This window comes from Paenibacillus sp. N3.4, assembly GCF_008017805.1.
Classification (GTDB): domain Bacteria; phylum Bacillota; class Bacilli; order Paenibacillales; family NBRC-103111; genus Paenibacillus_E.
This window is the reverse complement of sequence record NZ_VRTT01000018.1, coordinates 44,420-61,998: the sequence shown is the minus strand read 5'-3', so window position 1 is coordinate 61,998 and position 17,579 is coordinate 44,420. Positions and strand designations below refer to the sequence as shown.

Below are 17,579 nucleotides of genomic sequence, written 5' to 3'. Positions count from 1 at the left end.
ACGAATTGAGGAGTGATACTTATGTTAAAAAAGTTAACAGGATTAGCGTTGGTTGGTGCTCTCATATTATCTGTTCCAGTGGCTGCTTTTGCTGAGAATGCGCAAGGCACTACAGCACCTTCAAAGAGCAGTTCCTCACATGCACTTAAGCAGTCGCTGCAAGAAAAAGCGAAATCCCTTGGCATTGCTACGGAAGGTAAAACGAATGCGCAGCTCAAAGCTGAGATTCAAGCGGCTGTTTCGGCCAACCACTTGGCGCAGTTGAAGAAAGCTGCTGAGAAGCTGGGCATCAGCACCGAGGGCAAATCGGCCGCGCAGCTCAAGACCGAACTGCAAGCTGCTGAGCAAGCAAAGCTAAACACGAAAGCAGCGAAAAATGGCGTCAGTACCGAAGGCAAAACGAACAAAGAGATCAAAGCTGATCTGAAAGCAGCCTCTTTAGCTAAATTGAAAGATCAAGCGACCAAAGCAGGTATTGCTACGGAAGGTTTAACGCCCGAACAAATTCGCGCTGCGTTGAAGGCGGCTCAACAAGCTAAGCATACAGCAAGCATTAATCAGAAGGCAGCTAAATTAGGAATCAGTACAGAAGGTAAGACAACAGCGCAAGTATTGACAGAAATTAAAAATGCTTTGAAAGCAAAATCAGAAAATAAAACGAAGAAATAAAAATAAATTACGATCATAATGAACAAACCCCGAGGTTATCCTCGGGGTTTGTTAGTTCGCCCACACCATTTCGTAGACGTTGCAATAGTTTATAGCATAGTGACTATAGGCAGTGGGGGGATAGCTATGAAGATAAGGAATGGCAAAACGGTTCGAAAGCAAGTCAAACTTACGGTGCATGCCTTGCGTAAAGTGGCGGTCATTATGCTGCCTTTCTATCAAAAGCTTGCGGCGGATCGAAGTTATTCTGCAAGATGGGCCAAAGCCGTTCGCGAAGCGGACCTGGATACACTGGAAAAGATGCTTAGATCGGTCATAGGTTCGGTGCCATTAGCCTCCTTCGGAACGAACGGTATCGGTTATTTTATCGGCTTTCCGCTACCCAAACCACTTGATGTTATAACCAATGCCACATCGATTCGTCCCGGACAGGTGCAATTCACCTTCAGTGGCGCAATTAATCGGTCCATTGCTAAGGCGGTTGTACCGCTATATCGAGAGATAGCGAACAATGCGGGCTACGCGGCTCTCTTAGTAAAAGCGATTAATGCGAATAACAAACCATTTCTTAATCGTTTGCTTCGCAGCACAGTGACGACACGTCGCTTTACTTCGTTGGAAATCGCCTACTCAGGAATGTTTTTAGGATTTAAATATCCTTCCAGTAAGTATGTTTATTATAACGAGGTGTTTCTTGAATTTATGAGATGATCTGGTTGAAGTCGCATCCTATTTAGACAAAGTGAACTGAATATCATGGGTGTCCGAGCTAGCTGCAATGAATTCAAGCAGCTTGATACCTTCGGCTGCGACTTCAGTCTGGTCGGATTCGGATAAAGGAGCGAACAGGTTGATAGTTAAAGTGGCGGTTTTGCGCTTTTGTATCAGCGACCAAGTGCCACGGACAAACCCATCCACAAGCAGCGTGGCGCGAATAATGCCATTATCGGTAAAGACCAGACGCTTATCTTCATCCCGTATGATCCGGGTACGATCATCATAGGACAAGAGCATGTTATCGAACTCCGATAGAAAGCGCGGAGGAACAGGGGTACCTGCCTCCGGCCGAGGAGCATTCGGCAGATCGAACAGCTCGCAGCCCTGCTCGTCGCGCAGGGAGAGCAGGCTTGGACGCAGGCGCTCGATAACCTCGCGCAGCCGAGTGAGCCCGGACCATACCTGCATATCCTTCACGGATGCAGGTCCGAAAGCGGCCAGATAGCGCAGCAGCATCGCATCTGGCTCTTGCTCTTTCGCCAGCGGCTGGCTCAGCCAAGCCTTGGCGGTGGTGTGGGCGGCCTGCCCGCTGGCGCCCCAGATGCCGCGGGGCGGCACCTGGACAAGCGGCAGGAGGCAGCGCACCGCATTAGCCAAGGCCGCGGCGCTGCGCCCCGGCCACTGGGCTTGAAGCCGCTTGCCAAGCTCCCCCAAGGTGAGCGGCTGCTCTTCAAGCAGCGCTCGCCCGGCAGCGGCGAGCGCGTTCAGGTCCAGTTCGGCAAGCTGCTTGCCGAACGTGCCTTTCAGTGCGCGATCCTGCACGGACTGCAGGATCGGGCGCAAGGTCAGGCAGTCGTCGGCCGTGACCAGATGGATCGTTGAGCGCATCAGGGCCATGCGCACGATGCTCCGATCTAGGATGAGCTGAGACAGCTCCTCATGATGAAAGTGATGCAACCTCGTCCAGAGTGCGATGTAGGGTGGGTTAGGGGCTTGGGCTTGCAAGCCGATGAGATGCGCAACCGCATCAAGTATGGACAGATGCGAGCGCTCCAAGAGCAGCTGCCTGGCGAGCAGTGCGCGGTTGAGAGCACGTTTGCTAAGCGCTGGGTTTGAATGATTTGGCTCCGATGCTTGCTGGGTGGAGAAAGATGGGTTGATTGATTCCATGCTAACGCAGCCTGTGGGAGAAGGTGACATTGAGCTTTTGGCTTACATAGGATTGAAACAGCAGCGACAACGTACATACCTCCCGATAATTGAAATACGGTGAAGACTCCCTTGCTTATGTATTCATTATATAAGATATCTGCTGACAGCGTATTGTTACTGCATGAAGGAAAATCGTTCGGTTCACAAAAAAGAGGCAAGGGGATCGTTGATCTCCCTTGCCTCTACGTATTTGAATCATGAATTAAAACTGTGCGGCTACCTTAGCTGTTTCTTGTAATCCAGCTTCAACGATGTCCTTCGAACGATCTTGATATTGGTTGTGACCTTCGATCACAACAACCTCAGGATTGGTTACGCCCCAAAGGCTAACGGCTACTTTCACATAATTGACAGCCATCTCCAAGGAAGCCATTTGTGGGATCGAGTAATCTCCGCCACGTGCGCTCAGCAAGGCAATTTTTTTGTCTCCAGCTAGTCCAACAGGACCTTGAGCAGTGTATTTAAATGTTTTCCCGGCTTGCATCAAGTAGGAAATATACGTAATAAGGGGTGCTGGTACAGTAAAGTTCCAAAGTGGGAACGCGAAGACAATTTTATCAGCAGCTAAGAACTGATCTAAATATTGGGTTACAAGCCCGGCTTGCTTTTGTTCCGCTTCAGTAAGCTCTAGACCTTGATTTAATTTATAAAGAGCAGTGATGGCTTCATTTCCATAGTAAGGCAGCTCGACGTTATAAAGATCTAGCTCGGTTACACGATCCTGGGGATGACTCTCTTGATAGGTTTTCAAAAAAGCATCGTACATTTGAACGCTTACGGCTTGTTCTACAGGGCGATCGTTAGCTTTTACAAATAAAACATTAGACATGATTATTCCTCCGTAATTTCTGTCTCAGTTTTGAGCACAGTTAGATTTAAAATATAATTGCAGTACGAATCATACTGCAACTGATATGAGCACATTATAATACGCATTCTCTATTCATTGCAAGTAGGATGATTGGTAAGGGGACCAAAATCAATACCTTGCATCAAATCTGCCAACGTATATCGTTTTAACCAAGTAATCGTCTGATCCTCCGCTTCGCTCATGATGCGTTCGAGCGCATAATCTAACTGTTTGCCGGCCTCTCCGCAATCTACATCGCTTTCGGTGCAAACTTCCGTGCATTCTGATTTTACAGCTATATAAACGTCGGCAAGGGTCAGCCTATCTGCTGGGATTTTTAAGTAGTAGCCTCCGTCGCGACCTTCTCGGGCTTCAACGATTCCGAATTGAGTTAGAAGCGCTAAGACTCTGCGAAGAAAAGTAGAATGAGAATTGACTTGGCCTGCGATGACTGCACTTGAAAGGACACCACCACTATTTGCCAACCAAACAAGAGCATGAACGGCGATGCCAAAGCGCGGTGGACCTATTTGATTGATTCGACTGGGTTTCATTTCAGCGATCCCTCCAATGAGTTAGTGTAGTTGACGATACTTAATGGCTATATGGCTATATCTTTATCCTACACTGAAAATTTACAAATAAACAAGTGGATAATGAGAGGACGAGCTATTTCCACTCTATCTGACACTAAATATCATTTAAAAGGCGCTTCTCAAACCGACTATTCGGCTGAGAAGCGTCTTTAGTTGTTCTACATCTCAACGAGCGATAAAATAAAGAAAAAAAGAAACATACGTAAGGAGTACTTACTATGATTTACATTGGACTCAGCGGTTGGGGCGATCATGAATTGGGTGGGAACAGAGGGAAGCTGCAGGAGTATGGCGCACATTTTCCCATTGTGGAGTTGGATAGTTCTTTTTATGCAATTCAACCCGAACGCAACTATATAAAATGGCTGCAAGAAACGCCGGATGACTTTGGTTTCATTATTAAAGCCTACCAAGGAATGACGGGTCATTTGCGAGGAGAGAATCCTTTTGCTGGTGGGATGGAGCAGATGTTTGATGTGTTCCTGCAGTCTATCCGACCTGTACAAGCAGTTGGAAAACTTAAAGCTGTGCTGTTCCAGTATCCACCATGGTTCGATTGCAGCAAAGCCAATGTTGAGGTGCTTCGATACGCGAGAGCGAAGATGGGGGATGTGCCCGTAGCACTCGAATTCCGCCATCAGAGCTGGTTTACAGAAGAAATGAGGGACAAGACGCTCTCCTTCATGGAACGGGAGGAGTGGATGCACAGCATCTGTGATGAGCCTCAGGCTGGGATTGGATCTGTGCCGACAGTGCTTCAAGTTACGCATCCGGATCTGACCATGGTTCGCTTCCACGGACGGAATGTTAGCGGTTGGGTGCAGAATAGCGAAACAAACTGGCGTGAGGTTAGGTACTTGTATCACTATAATCAGCAGGAATTGCTGGAGTGGAAGGAAAGGGTGCTTGAATTACATAAACAATCGCGCGAAGTGTGCGTGATATTTAATAATAATTCAGGAGGCCATGCCGCAGGGAATGCTAAGGAATTGATTGCAATGCTCGGATTAGACTATGAAGGATTGGCACCTAGGCAGATGGATTTGTTTGAATGATTATTTATCAATATGCGGGCTTACTAAATCTGGAACTGAATCGTAAACTCTCGTAAACTCAATAAGCGAGGATCTCAGACTTGGTGTGACCACGTTCGAATATGCTACCCCCCTCCCCATCACCTCGATTTGCATTCTAATAATAGTGTACAATAAGGCGAGAAGGTGGGGGCGGGAAAATGCCGGCAAAAATAAAGGGGAAAGTATTGGATTATTATTATTCATTATCGATCTTTAAAAAGATAACGCTTTATTTTATGTTCGCACTATCTCTGTTGATTATTTTATTGGCTGTTTTTACCTATCGCATTTCATCGGCAATTGTAATCGACAAAGCGATTGAAAATACAGTTCAAAATTTAAAGCTGGTTTCTGAGAAATTAGAAATCATCTTTGTAAATGCAGAAAACTATTCTAAAATTGTCATCACGAATAACACGATTCAACAAGTCCTAAGTGAGCCTGCCACTAACAATCCATTGGAAAACTACAATAAATATGTAGCCGTGCAGGATGAACTGAGGAATATCGTGGATAACAAAACGTTCATCGATGCCATGATGATTTACGACCGTTATAATCATATCTATGACTCCGGGAGTCTCGGAGGTATTGCCAATATAAGTGAAGAGTATTTCAAGAAATTTGCAGTTACTTTGTATGGTCTTGCTTGGGAGGATACTCGAACAAGTAATTATTCGAAGTCCAATGAGGGACGGAATGTCATTTCCTTATTCCAGAAATTTAATTCGGGAAGAACAGGGGACCCGTTAGGCTTGATTCAGCTCTCCATCGATGAAAGGTATATATCTGATCAGTATGCCAATATTGACATGGGTGCCAGTGGGAACCTATTTATTGTCAATAAAAATGGCATCATCTCTTCGGATACGCATAAAGACAAACTAAATACTTCGATAAGTCATGCTATTTATTATCCTTGGGCAGTTAGTCATGAAGGTGGTAAAGTATTCCGCATGGAAGGTAAGGATTTTCTAGTTGTTTCACGAAGCTATCCGCGATTTGACTGGGTAATTATCGGAATCGTTCCGATTTACGAAATTACGAAAGACAACCGGATACTTACTGAAAAGTTTCTGCGAATCGGTGTCATATTTGTCGTTTTGGCTGTTATCCTTACGCTATTAATCGCCAAATCCATCACGAGACCCTTGGATAAAATAAAAAAACAGTGAAAGATGTTCAAGATGGGAACCTCGATGTTTGGCTTGATATCAAATCAAGGGATGAAATCGGCGCCTTGGCCAAAGAATTTAATAAAATGGTTGGAAATACCAAGATGTTAATGGAGAATATCATCGAGGAACAAAAGAAGAAGAAGGAATACGAGCTAGCTGTCATGCAATCGCAAATCAATCCGCATTTTTTATATAATACACTTGAATGCATTTGCGGTTTAGCTGATCTGAAAAGAAATGCAGATGTGGTCAAAATTGTTAATCAGCTTGCGCTTTTTTATCGTGGTGTGCTTAGTAAAGGAAATCCTGTTATCTCTATGGAAGACGAGATTATCATTACGCAAACCTATTTGGAAATCTTGAAAGTCCGTTATGGAGACCAGATTGATTACACGTTGGATTTCGATCCAGAGGTGTATAAATACAAGACCATCAAGCTGCTGCTTCAGCCAATTGTGGAAAACTCAATTTACCACGGTCTAAAGAACAAACGTGGAAAGGGTCATATCCATATTCAAGCCGGTATTAAAGACAAGCAATTGGTTATTGTTATCGCCGATGATGGGATTGGTATACAGCAAGAGCAATTGGATAACATGTTCAATCTTGGAGCTGCCGATTATAAACAGAAAAGCTTCGGGTTGAAAAGCACAAACGAGCGGATCAAGCTTTATTTTGGCGTAGAATACGGTTTAGAAATTCAAAGTGAATATGGAAAAGGTACACTGGTTAAAATTAAATTACCAACACTTGAAACACGGAGTGATACGGAATGATAAAAGTGTTGATTGTCGATGACGAATATCTAGTTCGAGAAAGATTGAAACAATGCGTAAATTGGAATGATCTCGGTTACGAAATCGCAGGGGATGCAGGTAACGGAGAAGATGCATTAATGATGTTAGAGCATATACCTGTACAACTGGCGATTGTAGATATTAATATGCCAATTATTAATGGTTTAGAGTTTGCCCAAGTGGTGCAGATGAACTATCCTGAAATGAAGATCATCATCCTAACAGGCTATAGCAGTTTTGAATATGCGAAAACCGCTTTACAAGCAGGTGTTTCCGATTACTTACTGAAGCCGATCAATATGGATGAACTGACACAAGTATTAAAAAAGTTGCAAGATCGGATCGAAGTGGAATTGCAGCAAAAGCATAGGAATGAGCATCTACAGCAAAGCTTAAAGGAAAGCGACAGTATTCTTCAAAGAAAATTCATCCAGTCGTTATTGGATGGAACCGCATCCGTGAAGGAGCTGGAGAAATTCCAATTGTACTGCCCGGGCTTGCGAGAAGGCGCACTATTCGTTATTGCCATTAGTATCGACAAGACCTTGGCGGATAGCAAGACTCAACCTTTATGGAAGCGATTTGCTGTATCCAATATTTTTAGTGAGATTTTTGTAAAGGGGGGAGTGAAAAATTTTGAGATTTCATATGATGTGGAAAATAAGATTATTTTAATCATTCATATAAAGGAATTTGATCATGCGGATATAGAGCTTGGCTTTATATTAAAAACCTGTTTGGATGCCACCCAGGCGGTAAGCAGACATTTGAAATTCACAGTAACGACCGGAGTTGGGACTGTAGTCAAAAGCATTAATGATGTAACAGTTTCTTATAAAGAAGCGATAATGGCATGTAAGAATAAAACAATTTATGGAAGGAACAGGATCATACGCTACGACACCTTGTTGGACAAGACATTATCCCACGATCTGTCGTATATCCGTGAAGATATCATTATTCAATTAAGATTAGGCAATTTTACAGCTATTCAAGAAGAATTGCATAAACGATTTGAAGTGATAATGGAAAACAAGCAATCTATTATTAAGTTATATGCCATTCTGTATGAATTCATAGTCGTTTTGGGTATATTTGCTGCAGAAAATAAGCTGGATTGGAGACGATCGTTTAGTGAACCATTCAATCCGTCCAAACTCGTGGATGAACTAGAAACGATAGAGGAAATTGAAGGTTGGGTGCAGGACGAATATCGGAGTGTGCTGCAGCACGTAAAAAGTCTGAAACAATCGACTCCGGCTAAGCTGGTGGAAAAAGCGAAACAGTATATAGACAATAATTACGCGAATGCAGAGCTGGACTTAACAGAGATAGCTGGAAGCATTTATATCCATCCCAGCTATCTCAGTCGCATTTTCAAAAGCGAAACGGAATATTCGGTTGTGGAATATTTAACGAAATGTAGAATGGTGAAAGCCAAGGATTTAATGGAGCAAGGATGCAAAAATTTGTATTTTATTGCGGAGTCGGTTGGCTATAAGGATACGCACTACTTTAGCAAATGTTTCAAGAAATATTACAGTGTTTCTCCCTCCAAATATATCTCACCCGATTAAGATACGGTTAACGGATAGCTTGTAACTCTCCATTTCGGGCAAAAATCCCGCGAGATTTCTCGCGGGATTTTTGCCCGTTATCCTACAGATGTTAAATAAATTCCCCCTGTAGTAAAGAAATTGCATGTTATGTCACATTTAGGCTCATTATAATAAGTTGGTGTAAGGCAGAAAAAAGTGTGCATAAAAAATAAGAATTAAAAAGGGAGGCAATCGATCGTGACCCAAAAAACTTTATCGTTCGTACTCATCTCTACCCTTATTGTATCGACTATATTGGCAGGTTGTAGTAGTTCCAAAGACAATACAAGCGCAACGCCTACTAAAAAAGCCACGCAAGAAGAAAAGGTCACTGTACGAATCATGACGCGAACAGCCGGTACAAGTCCGACCGTAACGGCATATCAAGGATTGCTAAAAAAGTTTATGGAAGAAAATCCGAATATTACCGTTGTTGATGAATCACTTAATGATGAAGCCGCTTACAATAATAAATTTAAGGCTAGCTTAGCTACAGGTAACATGCCAGAAATTTGGATGAACTATGGCGGGGAGTCTTTCAAAGAGTATGCCAAAAATGTTGCTTTGGATTTGGATCCATTCTTAAAAGAAGATCCCAAATGGGCAGGAGACTTTTTGCCGCTGCTCGACAGTTGGAAATATAAAGAGTACCCAGGAACGTTTGGAGTTCCAACTGAATTTTATAGTGTGGCCATTTATTACAACAAGGAATTATTCCAAAAAGCGGGTATAGAACCGCCGAAGACAGTGGAGGAAATTCCTGCTCTGGCAGAGAAATTTGGGGCAATGAATGTAGTGCCGATGGCTATGGGGGAAAAAGAAAACTTCCGTGGAGGCCATTTATTAACAAATTTATCACTTAAAAAGTATGGTTTTCAGAAAACGCAGGATTTAATGAGCGGAACTGCAAAATGGAACGATAGCGAAATGGTTGCCTTGATGCAAACGATGAAGGATTGGCAGAATCTTGGGGTATTCGGTAAAAATATCGTAACGATGGACGGCAATACGGCAACTACGATGTTTTTCGACGGGAAGAGCGCTATGCTCTTCGAAGGTGTTTGGGCACTCTCACAAATGGCAGCATCGCCAATTGCAGACAAAATCGGTGTCATTCCATTCCCAGGATATAAAGATAAGCCGCAATTTAAAGATAATTGGTTTGGTGGCGCAGGCGGATATTCGGTATCGAAAGAAGCTAAGGGAGCTAAACAAGCTGCAACGATTAAATTAGTTAAATTTTTGACTTCGGCTGATTCGTTTAAGTATTACTTGAAGGAAACCAAAGGTGGCGTATACCCCGTTAAAATGGATGTAGATCCAGCATCATTAGATCCGATTACGGTTCAATACATGAAGGCTCTGAAATCATCTTCAGATTTTAAAGGTGAAATTGAAGAATACAGCCCTCTCTTGCAGCTGCAGGACAAAGTTCGTAACGAAATTCAAGGTATGTTCGCCGGTAGCAGTCCTCAGAAAACAGCTGATGCGATCCAAGGCTTGGTTGATTCAAACAAAAAGTAAATCGAACCTTACCATAAACCATACTGCCTTCTTTAGGGGTATGGTTTACTTTTTAAAGTGGATTCGGGTTTTACTGGAAGGAGAAATCTAGTGAGCAGAAGAAAACCATATTTCATTGCAGCCATGTTTTTGCTGCCTGCGCTTTTGGTGTACACGATCGCGTATGTCGTTCCTATGTTCCAAACGGCGTATATGTCCTTTTTTAGCTGGAATGGGATAAAAAACGTGCCATTGGAATTTGTAGGATGGAAAAATTACGTTCAAATGTTTCACAAACCAGAATTTTACCGTGCCTTAAAGAACATTAGTATATTCATCCTTTCATCTTTTATTTTAATTTTGCCAATTGCATTTACATTTGCGTTAATTATTACGAGTAAATTGAAAGGTAAACGATTCTTTAAAGTCGCTTATTTTATGCCGTCTATCCTCCCACTGACCGCTGTCGGACTAATGTGGCAGTTTCTGTTAAAAGGAGACGGAGGACTTGTCAATGCGATCCTATCTGTTTTAGGTATGAGTTCGCTAACAAGAGATTGGCTTGGAGAACCTAATATAGCTATTTATGTCGTAGTTGTGGTCAATGCATGGATATATGCCGGACTGAACATGATCATTTTTGCCAGCGGGCTTGTTGCCATTCCTGAAGATCTTTATGAGGCGGCAGCATTGGATGGAGCAACAGGTTTTAAGCGACTGCTGTATATTACAGTGCCGATGATGCAAGAAACGCTCAAAATTTTTTCCATTTTAGCTGTTACGCAGTCTTTAAGGGTTTTTGGACAGATCTTTGTTATGACCAATGGTGGTCCGAACGGTGCGACAGATGTTCCAACAACGTTATTGTATTACGAGTCGTTTAAATATAATAATTTCGGTGTGGGAAACAGTATAGGTACTTTCATCATCATTGCGGCATTAATTTCAACGATCATTTTGAATGGGGTAATGAAAACCCGCAGTACAAGATAAACAAGATTGGCAGGTGATACAAGATAATGACCAACGTTACGAAGTGGTTTATCTATGTTTTTTCGGGAATTTGTTCGGTGATCTTCATTTATCCACTAGTTTTCACATTGCTTTCTTCTTATAAAGACAACACAGGCATCTATGGGAGTAAAATTTTTGCCTTGCCAAGCATATGGCTTTGGAGCAATTACAAAATGGCGTTTGAAGAAGCGCATATCGATCATGCTGTTTTAAACTCGTTTCTTTATGCGATTGCGGGCACGTGTCTGACTTTAATCTTGGGTATCATGGCGTCATATATACTATCGAGATTTAATTTGAAAATGAATGGTTTTATATATATTTATTTCATATTGGGGTTGATGATCCCCGTATTTTCCTTGATTATTCCGATCTCTCGAATGATAGGAAGTTTTAATGGCTTTAACAATTACTTGGTCATGATGGTTCTTTACGGCACATTTGAGCTGCCTTTAACGATTTTCTTGATTACTGGTTTCATGAAAGGCATTCATAAGGAAATCGACGAATCGGCCGAAATGGATGGATGCGGACCGTTCCGGCTTTTGTTTCAAATATTGACTCCGTTAGCGATGCCTGCCATATCGACAGCTGGCATTTTGGCCTTTTTCAGTATTTACAATGACCTCATGTGGAATGTGATTTTAATTACGAACCGGGATATGTACAACATATCCATGGCTTTAATGTCGTTTGTCGGAGAACGAGGCTCCGCACAAATGGGACCTACCTTCGCAAGTATCATACTTACGATTATTCCAACCGTTATCGTCTATTTGTTGTTCCAAGAAAAAGTTGAAGGCGGCCTGAGTTCAGGCGCAGTGAAAGCATAGCTGAACGATAGTTGAAGGGAGAGAGATAAGATGCGTTTCAGACAAGTTCATCTGGATTTTCATACGTCCGAAATGATTCAAAATATCGGCAAACAATTTTCGAAGCAGCAATTTCAAGACATGTTGAAGGTGGGACATGTAGATTCCATAACGGTGTTTGCTAAATGTCATCATGGTTGGGCTTATTTCCCAGCTGAAACAAACGTGATGCATCCTCATCTAGAATTTGATTTACTAGGGGCACAAATTGAAGCTGCCCATGAAATTGGCGTAAAGGCACCGATTTATCTTTCGGTAGGATTTGACGAAAAGCTGGCAAGACGCCACCCTGAATGGTTGATGCGGGATGAAAATGACCAAACCAACTGGGTTAAAGGCTTTATGACGCCTGGATGGCACCAGTTTTGCCTGAATTCCCCGTATTTGGAGCTCATGATTAGTCAGGTTGAGGAAGTGGTGCGGAAATATGACGGTGATGGTATTTTTCTGGATATCGTTGGGGAACGTACCTGCTATTGTCATACTTGCATAGCCGAGCTAAGAGCTGGAGGTAAAGATCCGCGTAATAAAGAACACATTATCGCACAAGGCAAACGAATTTATGCCAATTATACACGAAAGATGCGAGAAGCGATTCACGCCATTAAACCTGGCACCTCCATCTTTCATAATGCGGGACATATTGCCCAAGGCCGGAGGGATTTGGCAGCAATGAATACGCATCTGGAGGTAGAATCACTGCCTACAGGAGGCTGGGGCTACGATCACTTCCCACTTTCAGCGCGCTATGCTCAATTACTTGGCATGGAATTTCTGGGGATGACGGGGAAATTCCATACATTCTGGGGAGAGTTTGGCGGATACAAGCATCCGAATGCGCTGCGCTATGAGACATCTTTAAGCTTGGCAAATGGGGCGCGCTGCTCGATCGGAGACCAGCTGCATCCAGAAGGATTCATGGATCAAGGCACTTATGAGCTCATCGGTAAAGCCTATTCAGAGGTGGAGCAAAAAGAGCCATGGTGCACAGACACAATCAATATTGCGGATATTGCTTTACTTACAGCAGAAGCAGCCGGAGTAGGCAATATGGATAGTGCTATGTATACGGGACGAGCTGACGCGGGGGCAGTTCGAATCCTGCTTGAAGGCAATTTTTTATTTGATGTTGTGGATATGGAAACCAATTTTAATGATTACAAAGTGTTGCTTTTACCGGACCAAATCGTTATATCCGATAAGTTAAAAACAAAGCTGAACGCGTTTTTCGGCAATGGCGGTAAAGTGCTCGCAACGGGTAAATCCGGACTGGATGAAAACGGGGATGGTTTTGCCATCGACTTGGGCGTAAGGCATATCATGGAAAATCCATACCAGCCCGATTATTTCCGACCAGGATTTACACTCCCAAGCTTAGGCAAGTCCTCATTCGTTTTTTATTCCAAAGGACAGAAGATTGCTTTGAACGGTGGAATAGAGTTGGGGCGGCGCGAAGATCCATATTTTAACCGTGATATATTCACGTTCTGTTCGCATATGCATACACCGAGCAGCATGAATGACGGTGGTCCGGGCATGGTGGAAAGTGAGAAAGGCATTTATATTGCATGGAATGTGTTTGAGGATTACGCCGTCAAAGGAAGTTTAGCACTTAAGGAGACGGTGGTGCATGCAATTAACCGGCTATTGCCCGAAAAGACGCTCACAACTAATCTTCCCGCACAAGGTATTGTGACACTGCAGGAGCAAAAAACGGCAGGAAGAATGATCAATCATCTGTTATATGCATCGCCTGTAAAGCGGGGAGATGACATCGAAATCATCGAGGATATTTTGCCGTTGTATAACATTCAGGTGTTCTTGCTTTTACAGGATCGCACCGTAAAGCAAGTCTATTTGGCGCCTCAGATGACTCCGATTGCTTTTAAACAAAATGATAAGGGAATCAAATACGTTGTTCCTGAGCTGGAATGCCATCAAATGGTCGTCATCGATTTCGCAAAGCAGCAGTGAAATAAAAGTGGAGTTGTGGGGTGCAGTGAAATGAACGAAGTTTTGGTCGAAGAATACCGCGGTGGTTTATTGGAAAATGTACATGAGGGACATATTTGTGGAGTATCAGAAGCCGGGGACGGAAGCGGCAATCAAGCAAATGCTAGCTGCTAGATAAACATAGACACTTTACAGCAGAACTGTGGAATAGATGGAGATTTAAAAGAGGTGAAGCGATGAAGATTGGTTTGAGTACCTACAGCTTATTAAATGCAATCCAATCAGGGGAAATGTCTGTCCTTGATGTCATTCAATGGATTAAAGACAACGGTGGCGAACATATGGAAATCGTACCGTACGGCTTTACACTGGTAGATAACTCGGAACTGGCAGACGCGGTTCGTGAAAAAGCAAAATTAGTAGGTATCGAACTGTCTAGCTACTCCATGCCTGCCAACTTTGTTCAGGATAAGGAGGAAGCTTTTGAAGCTGAAGTCGAGCGGGTGAAGCAGCATGTCGATCTGCTTCATCGCATGGAAATCAAACATATGCGTCATGACGTAACTGCATTTACGCTGCCTCCAGAGAAAATGGACATTGCGTACTTCGAGAACAGCTTGCCACAAATTGTTGAAGGAAGTCGCAGGATAGCCGATTATGCTCTACAGTTTGGAATTACGACTACCATAGAAAATCACGGTGTAAGTGTTCAAGCTAGTGACCGAGTACAAAGGGTGCTGAAAGCTGTCAATCGTCCTAATTTTAAAACAACGCTGGATATAGGTAATTTCATGTGTGTGGATGAACCTTCAATTATCGGTGTGAAGAAAAACTTGCCGTACGCATCACTCATACATATCAAAGATTTTTACTTCCGTCCCTACTATAATGATCCTGGAGAAGGAGAGTGGTTTAGGACATCCAACGGAAATTTCTTGAGAGGTGCGATTGTCGGACATGGGGATATTGAGATTCGGGAAATCATCAAACTCATTAAACAATCAGGATATGATGGTTATCTCACGGTTGAATTCGAAGGAATGGAAGAATGTAAACTAGCTTCCAAGATTGGTATGAATAACGTAAAACGCTTCTGGAATGAGATAAGCCTAGTGTAGTTGATTTACATCTTTGATTTTCTTGATCATCGTAGCTTGTACGTTGCTTCAAGTATAAGGAAGGGAGGGGTTCGTTTGTATACCAGTAATAAGCAAAAATGTTTAGAAATCCGGCATGAATCTGCGATAGCGGGTAAAGATGTAAAGAGCCGCAGGCGAATTAGCGCTTGCGGCTCTTGTTTAATTAGGCTTGCAGTGTATTCAAGTCTTCCATGTCCTCGTCGTCTTCGTCTTCGACCCAGGTTTGGGACCAACGCTCAATCTCTTTTACAACGGGAGTAAGCGCCAAACCTTTATCCGTCAGGGAGTAGACGATTTTAATGGGGGACTTCATGATGATTTCCCGCTTGACGATTTTCTCTTCTTCTAGATCTTTCAAGCGCTCAGACAAAAGTCTCTTGCTGATCCCGATAACGGTTTGAATTTCACTAAAACGCTGAGGTCCGAAATGCAGTTGGTAAATGATCAAGCAAGTCCAACGCCGGTTTAAGATCTGGAGACCTTTCTCGACCTTGGAGCATAAGGTTGAACTCATTTTGTGTCACCTCCGTTTGTTGAGCATAATGCTTAATAAGCCAAATACGTTTATTATGTAAAGGATCACGAGGTTAAAGTATATTAAACAAATAAATTTACTTGACATTTATTATGATAAACCATAACATAGCATTTGTACAATATAGGTAACTAATAATAATCAGGTAATTAAACGAGTATCGATGACCAGACCACTGGAAGCGAAACCGTGCGCATTCTTGCGCATCGTTTTCGCTTTTTTTGTTTTCCGCGAGCATGAAGAGCGAAAATCAAGAGGAGGTAATAGGATGAAAGATCAGCAGGATGTCCATATTCGTGCAGATGTCTTGGTTATTGGAGGTGGGCCAGCGGGAACGTGGGCAGCCATTGCCGCCGCCAAGGAAGGTGCGAACGTGGTATTGGTCGATAAGGGTTACTGTGGGACAAGCGGCGCGACGGCGCCTTCCGGAACGGGCGTATGGTACGTAGAGCCCGATGCGAAGGCGCGTGAAGAAGCGATGGCAAGTCGAGCGGCACTTGGCGGTTATCTGGCGAAGTCCGATTGGATGCAAAGGGTGCTCGATTTCACTTATCACAACATGAATCAAATTGGGGAGCTCGGGTACCGGTTTCCAATCGACGAAACAGGGACGATACAGCGGCAAAGTCTTCAGGGGCCGGATTATATGAAGTTGATGAGAACGCAGGTGCGCAAAGCCGGAGTTCGCATTCTTGATCACAGCCCTGCCTTAGAACTGCTGGCTGATGAACATGGCGTCGCTGGGGCTGCAGGTTTACATAGTCAGAACAACAACAAATGGCGTGTTGATGCAGGTGCAGTTGTTATCGCAACTGGCGGCTGCGCGTTTCTGAGCAAAGCGCTTGGCACCAATGTGCTCACTGGAGACGGCTATTTATTGGCAGCGGAGGCTGGAGCAGAGTTGTCGGGGATGGAATTTTCCACGTCGTATTCCATTGCGCCTGCATTTTCCCCGGTCACAAAGTCAGCTTTTTACCATTGGGCGACATTTTATTACGAGGATGGGACCGTGATTGAGGGTGCAGGCTCGAAACGTGGCCGATCCGTGATAGCCAAAACCTTGATAGCCAAACAAAAGGTATTCGCCAGGCTGGATAAAGCCGACGCTGAGCTGCAGCGGGCTATGAGAAAAGCGCAGCCGAATTTTTTCCTGTCGTTCGATCGTTTGAGGATCGATCCCTTCACGCGCAAATTCCCGATTACACTCCGATATGAAGGAACCGTGCGTGGAACAGGCGGCATTCACATCGTGGACGAGCATTGCTCGACGCATGTACCAGGTCTATACGCGTCCGGCGATGCTGCCACCCGCGAGCTGATTTGTGGAGGCTTCACAGGAGGTGGAAGTCATAACGCCGCTTGGGCGATGTCTTCCGGCTACTGGTCGGGCGAAGGTGCAGCGCGTTATGCGTTAAAGCTTGGCGAGAAGCGACTGAGTCGGCGTCCGCGGGGGCTCTCCGAGACATCGGGGGTACAGGCTTACGTCTCTGAGCGCAGCGGCGCATTGCGGACGGATGAAGTTGTTCGCTTGGTGCAGAATGAAGTGTTTCCGCTGGATCGTAACTGGTTTCGCTCGGAAACCAAACTTCGAGATTCCATGAATCGTCTTGACGAGTTGTGGCGTGAACAAAAGCTAGGCCTTCGTGATGGCAATGGGAGCAGCTATAAAATCAGGGAAGCGGCTGCCATGACAGCGACAGCCAGATGGATGTACGCCAGCGCGATCGAAAGAACGGAAACGCGGGGGATGCATCGCCGCGAAGACTTCCCTCAGACCGATCCGAACCAGCATTACCGGCTGCTCAGCGGAGGTCTCAATCATGTTTGGACCCGAGCGTTGACAGGGGAGCTTGCGCAAATTTAGATGAAG

17 protein-coding genes are annotated in these 17,579 nt (G+C 44.0%); 13 read left to right on the top strand and 4 right to left on the bottom strand.

Features of this window, described 5'->3' with window-relative positions; all coding sequences use genetic code 11:
• Positions 1-21 precede the first annotated feature (21 nt).
• Both FU659_RS11595 and FU659_RS11590 read left to right on the top strand, forming a co-directional pair.
• Positions 22-669, top strand: a complete 648-nt coding sequence (locus FU659_RS11595) for a hypothetical protein (protein WP_147947726.1) — start codon at positions 22-24, stop codon at positions 667-669.
• A gap of 126 nt (positions 670-795) precedes the next feature.
• Positions 796-1,380, top strand: coding sequence for a hypothetical protein (locus FU659_RS11590; protein ID WP_147947725.1), 585 nt, complete (start codon positions 796-798; stop codon positions 1,378-1,380).
• 18 nt (positions 1,381-1,398) lie between these two features.
• On the opposite strand, the gene FU659_RS11585 is transcribed toward FU659_RS11590, so the two are convergent.
• From FU659_RS11585 to FU659_RS11575, 3 genes are all read right to left on the bottom strand, one after another.
• On the bottom strand, positions 1,399-2,442 hold the full coding sequence (locus tag FU659_RS11585; RefSeq protein ID WP_261807771.1) for a winged helix DNA-binding domain-containing protein: 1,044 nt from the start codon (positions 2,440-2,442) through the stop codon (positions 1,399-1,401).
• Between the two features lie 358 nt (positions 2,443-2,800).
• Positions 2,801-3,433: an FMN-dependent NADH-azoreductase gene (locus FU659_RS11580; RefSeq protein ID WP_397355558.1), complete on the bottom strand. Its 633-nt coding sequence runs from the start codon at positions 3,431-3,433 to the stop codon at positions 2,801-2,803.
• 104 nt (positions 3,434-3,537) lie between these two features.
• On the bottom strand, positions 3,538-4,002 hold the full coding sequence (locus tag FU659_RS11575; protein WP_147947722.1) for an RrF2 family transcriptional regulator: 465 nt from the start codon (positions 4,000-4,002) through the stop codon (positions 3,538-3,540).
• Between the two features lie 260 nt (positions 4,003-4,262).
• Here FU659_RS11575 and FU659_RS11570 point away from each other — a divergent pair, with 260 nt between their 5' ends.
• From FU659_RS11570 to FU659_RS11525, 10 genes are all read left to right on the top strand, one after another.
• The gene (locus tag FU659_RS11570; RefSeq protein ID WP_147947721.1) at positions 4,263-5,099 is read left to right on the top strand and encodes a DUF72 domain-containing protein; all 837 of its coding nucleotides are present in this window, start codon (positions 4,263-4,265) and stop codon (positions 5,097-5,099) included.
• Positions 5,100-5,278: 179 nt separating this feature from the next.
• Positions 5,279-6,295 carry a cache domain-containing protein gene (locus FU659_RS11565; protein ID WP_147947720.1) on the top strand — a complete coding sequence of 339 codons (1,017 nt, stop codon included), beginning with the start codon at positions 5,279-5,281 and terminating at the stop codon, positions 6,293-6,295.
• Complete coding sequence (locus FU659_RS11560) at positions 6,292-7,074, top strand: sensor histidine kinase (protein WP_147947719.1); 783 nt, start codon at positions 6,292-6,294, stop codon at positions 7,072-7,074. The genes FU659_RS11565 and FU659_RS11560 overlap by 4 nt, the downstream gene beginning before the upstream one ends.
• Positions 7,071-8,672, top strand: a complete 1,602-nt coding sequence (locus tag FU659_RS11555; RefSeq protein WP_147947718.1) for a response regulator — start codon at positions 7,071-7,073, stop codon at positions 8,670-8,672. The genes FU659_RS11560 and FU659_RS11555 overlap by 4 nt, the downstream gene beginning before the upstream one ends.
• 219 nt (positions 8,673-8,891) lie before the next feature.
• Positions 8,892-10,217: an ABC transporter substrate-binding protein gene (locus FU659_RS11550; RefSeq protein WP_261807767.1), complete on the top strand. Its 1,326-nt coding sequence runs from the start codon at positions 8,892-8,894 to the stop codon at positions 10,215-10,217.
• Positions 10,218-10,307: 90 nt separating this feature from the next.
• The gene (locus FU659_RS11545) at positions 10,308-11,189 is read left to right on the top strand and encodes a carbohydrate ABC transporter permease (RefSeq protein WP_147947717.1); all 882 of its coding nucleotides are present in this window, start codon (positions 10,308-10,310) and stop codon (positions 11,187-11,189) included.
• Positions 11,190-11,215: 26 nt separating this feature from the next.
• Positions 11,216-12,043, top strand: a complete 828-nt coding sequence (locus tag FU659_RS11540) for a carbohydrate ABC transporter permease (protein ID WP_147947716.1) — start codon at positions 11,216-11,218, stop codon at positions 12,041-12,043.
• A gap of 30 nt (positions 12,044-12,073) precedes the next feature.
• Positions 12,074-14,056, top strand: a complete 1,983-nt coding sequence (locus FU659_RS11535) for an alpha-amylase family protein (RefSeq protein ID WP_147947715.1) — start codon at positions 12,074-12,076, stop codon at positions 14,054-14,056.
• 30 nt (positions 14,057-14,086) lie between these two features.
• Positions 14,087-14,209 carry a hypothetical protein gene (locus tag FU659_RS37070; protein WP_261807766.1) on the top strand — a complete coding sequence of 41 codons (123 nt, stop codon included), beginning with the start codon at positions 14,087-14,089 and terminating at the stop codon, positions 14,207-14,209.
• A 62-nt stretch (positions 14,210-14,271) separates the two neighbouring features.
• Complete coding sequence (locus FU659_RS11525) at positions 14,272-15,153, top strand: sugar phosphate isomerase/epimerase family protein (RefSeq protein WP_147947714.1); 882 nt, start codon at positions 14,272-14,274, stop codon at positions 15,151-15,153.
• Between the two features lie 184 nt (positions 15,154-15,337).
• Here the strand turns inward: FU659_RS11525 and FU659_RS11520 are convergent, their stop codons facing one another.
• Positions 15,338-15,688 carry a winged helix-turn-helix transcriptional regulator gene (locus FU659_RS11520; RefSeq protein ID WP_147947713.1) on the bottom strand — a complete coding sequence of 117 codons (351 nt, stop codon included), beginning with the start codon at positions 15,686-15,688 and terminating at the stop codon, positions 15,338-15,340.
• Between the two features lie 289 nt (positions 15,689-15,977).
• On the opposite strand from FU659_RS11520, the gene FU659_RS11515 reads away from it, so the two are divergent.
• A complete protein-coding gene (locus tag FU659_RS11515) occupies positions 15,978-17,573 on the top strand; it encodes an FAD-dependent oxidoreductase (RefSeq protein ID WP_147947712.1) in 1,596 nt (531 codons plus the stop codon).
• Positions 17,574-17,579 lie beyond the last annotated feature (6 nt).

Coding starts and splice junctions, on each gene's coding strand:
- FU659_RS11595 (WP_147947726.1), top strand. CDS start 22: ATGTTAAAAAAGTTAACAGGATTAGCGTTGGTTGGTGCTCTCATATTA.
- FU659_RS11590 (WP_147947725.1), top strand. CDS start 796: ATGAAGATAAGGAATGGCAAAACGGTTCGAAAGCAAGTCAAACTTACG.
- FU659_RS11575 (WP_147947722.1), bottom strand. CDS start 4,002: ATGAAACCCAGTCGAATCAATCAAATAGGTCCACCGCGCTTTGGCATC.
- FU659_RS11570 (WP_147947721.1), top strand. CDS start 4,263: ATGATTTACATTGGACTCAGCGGTTGGGGCGATCATGAATTGGGTGGG.
- FU659_RS11565 (WP_147947720.1), top strand. CDS start 5,279: ATGCCGGCAAAAATAAAGGGGAAAGTATTGGATTATTATTATTCATTA.
- FU659_RS11555 (WP_147947718.1), top strand. CDS start 7,071: ATGATAAAAGTGTTGATTGTCGATGACGAATATCTAGTTCGAGAAAGA.
- FU659_RS11540 (WP_147947716.1), top strand. CDS start 11,216: ATGACCAACGTTACGAAGTGGTTTATCTATGTTTTTTCGGGAATTTGT.
- FU659_RS11535 (WP_147947715.1), top strand. CDS start 12,074: ATGCGTTTCAGACAAGTTCATCTGGATTTTCATACGTCCGAAATGATT.
- FU659_RS37070 (WP_261807766.1), top strand. CDS start 14,087: ATGAACGAAGTTTTGGTCGAAGAATACCGCGGTGGTTTATTGGAAAAT.
- FU659_RS11525 (WP_147947714.1), top strand. CDS start 14,272: ATGAAGATTGGTTTGAGTACCTACAGCTTATTAAATGCAATCCAATCA.
- FU659_RS11520 (WP_147947713.1), bottom strand. CDS start 15,688: ATGAGTTCAACCTTATGCTCCAAGGTCGAGAAAGGTCTCCAGATCTTA.
- FU659_RS11515 (WP_147947712.1), top strand. CDS start 15,978: ATGAAAGATCAGCAGGATGTCCATATTCGTGCAGATGTCTTGGTTATT.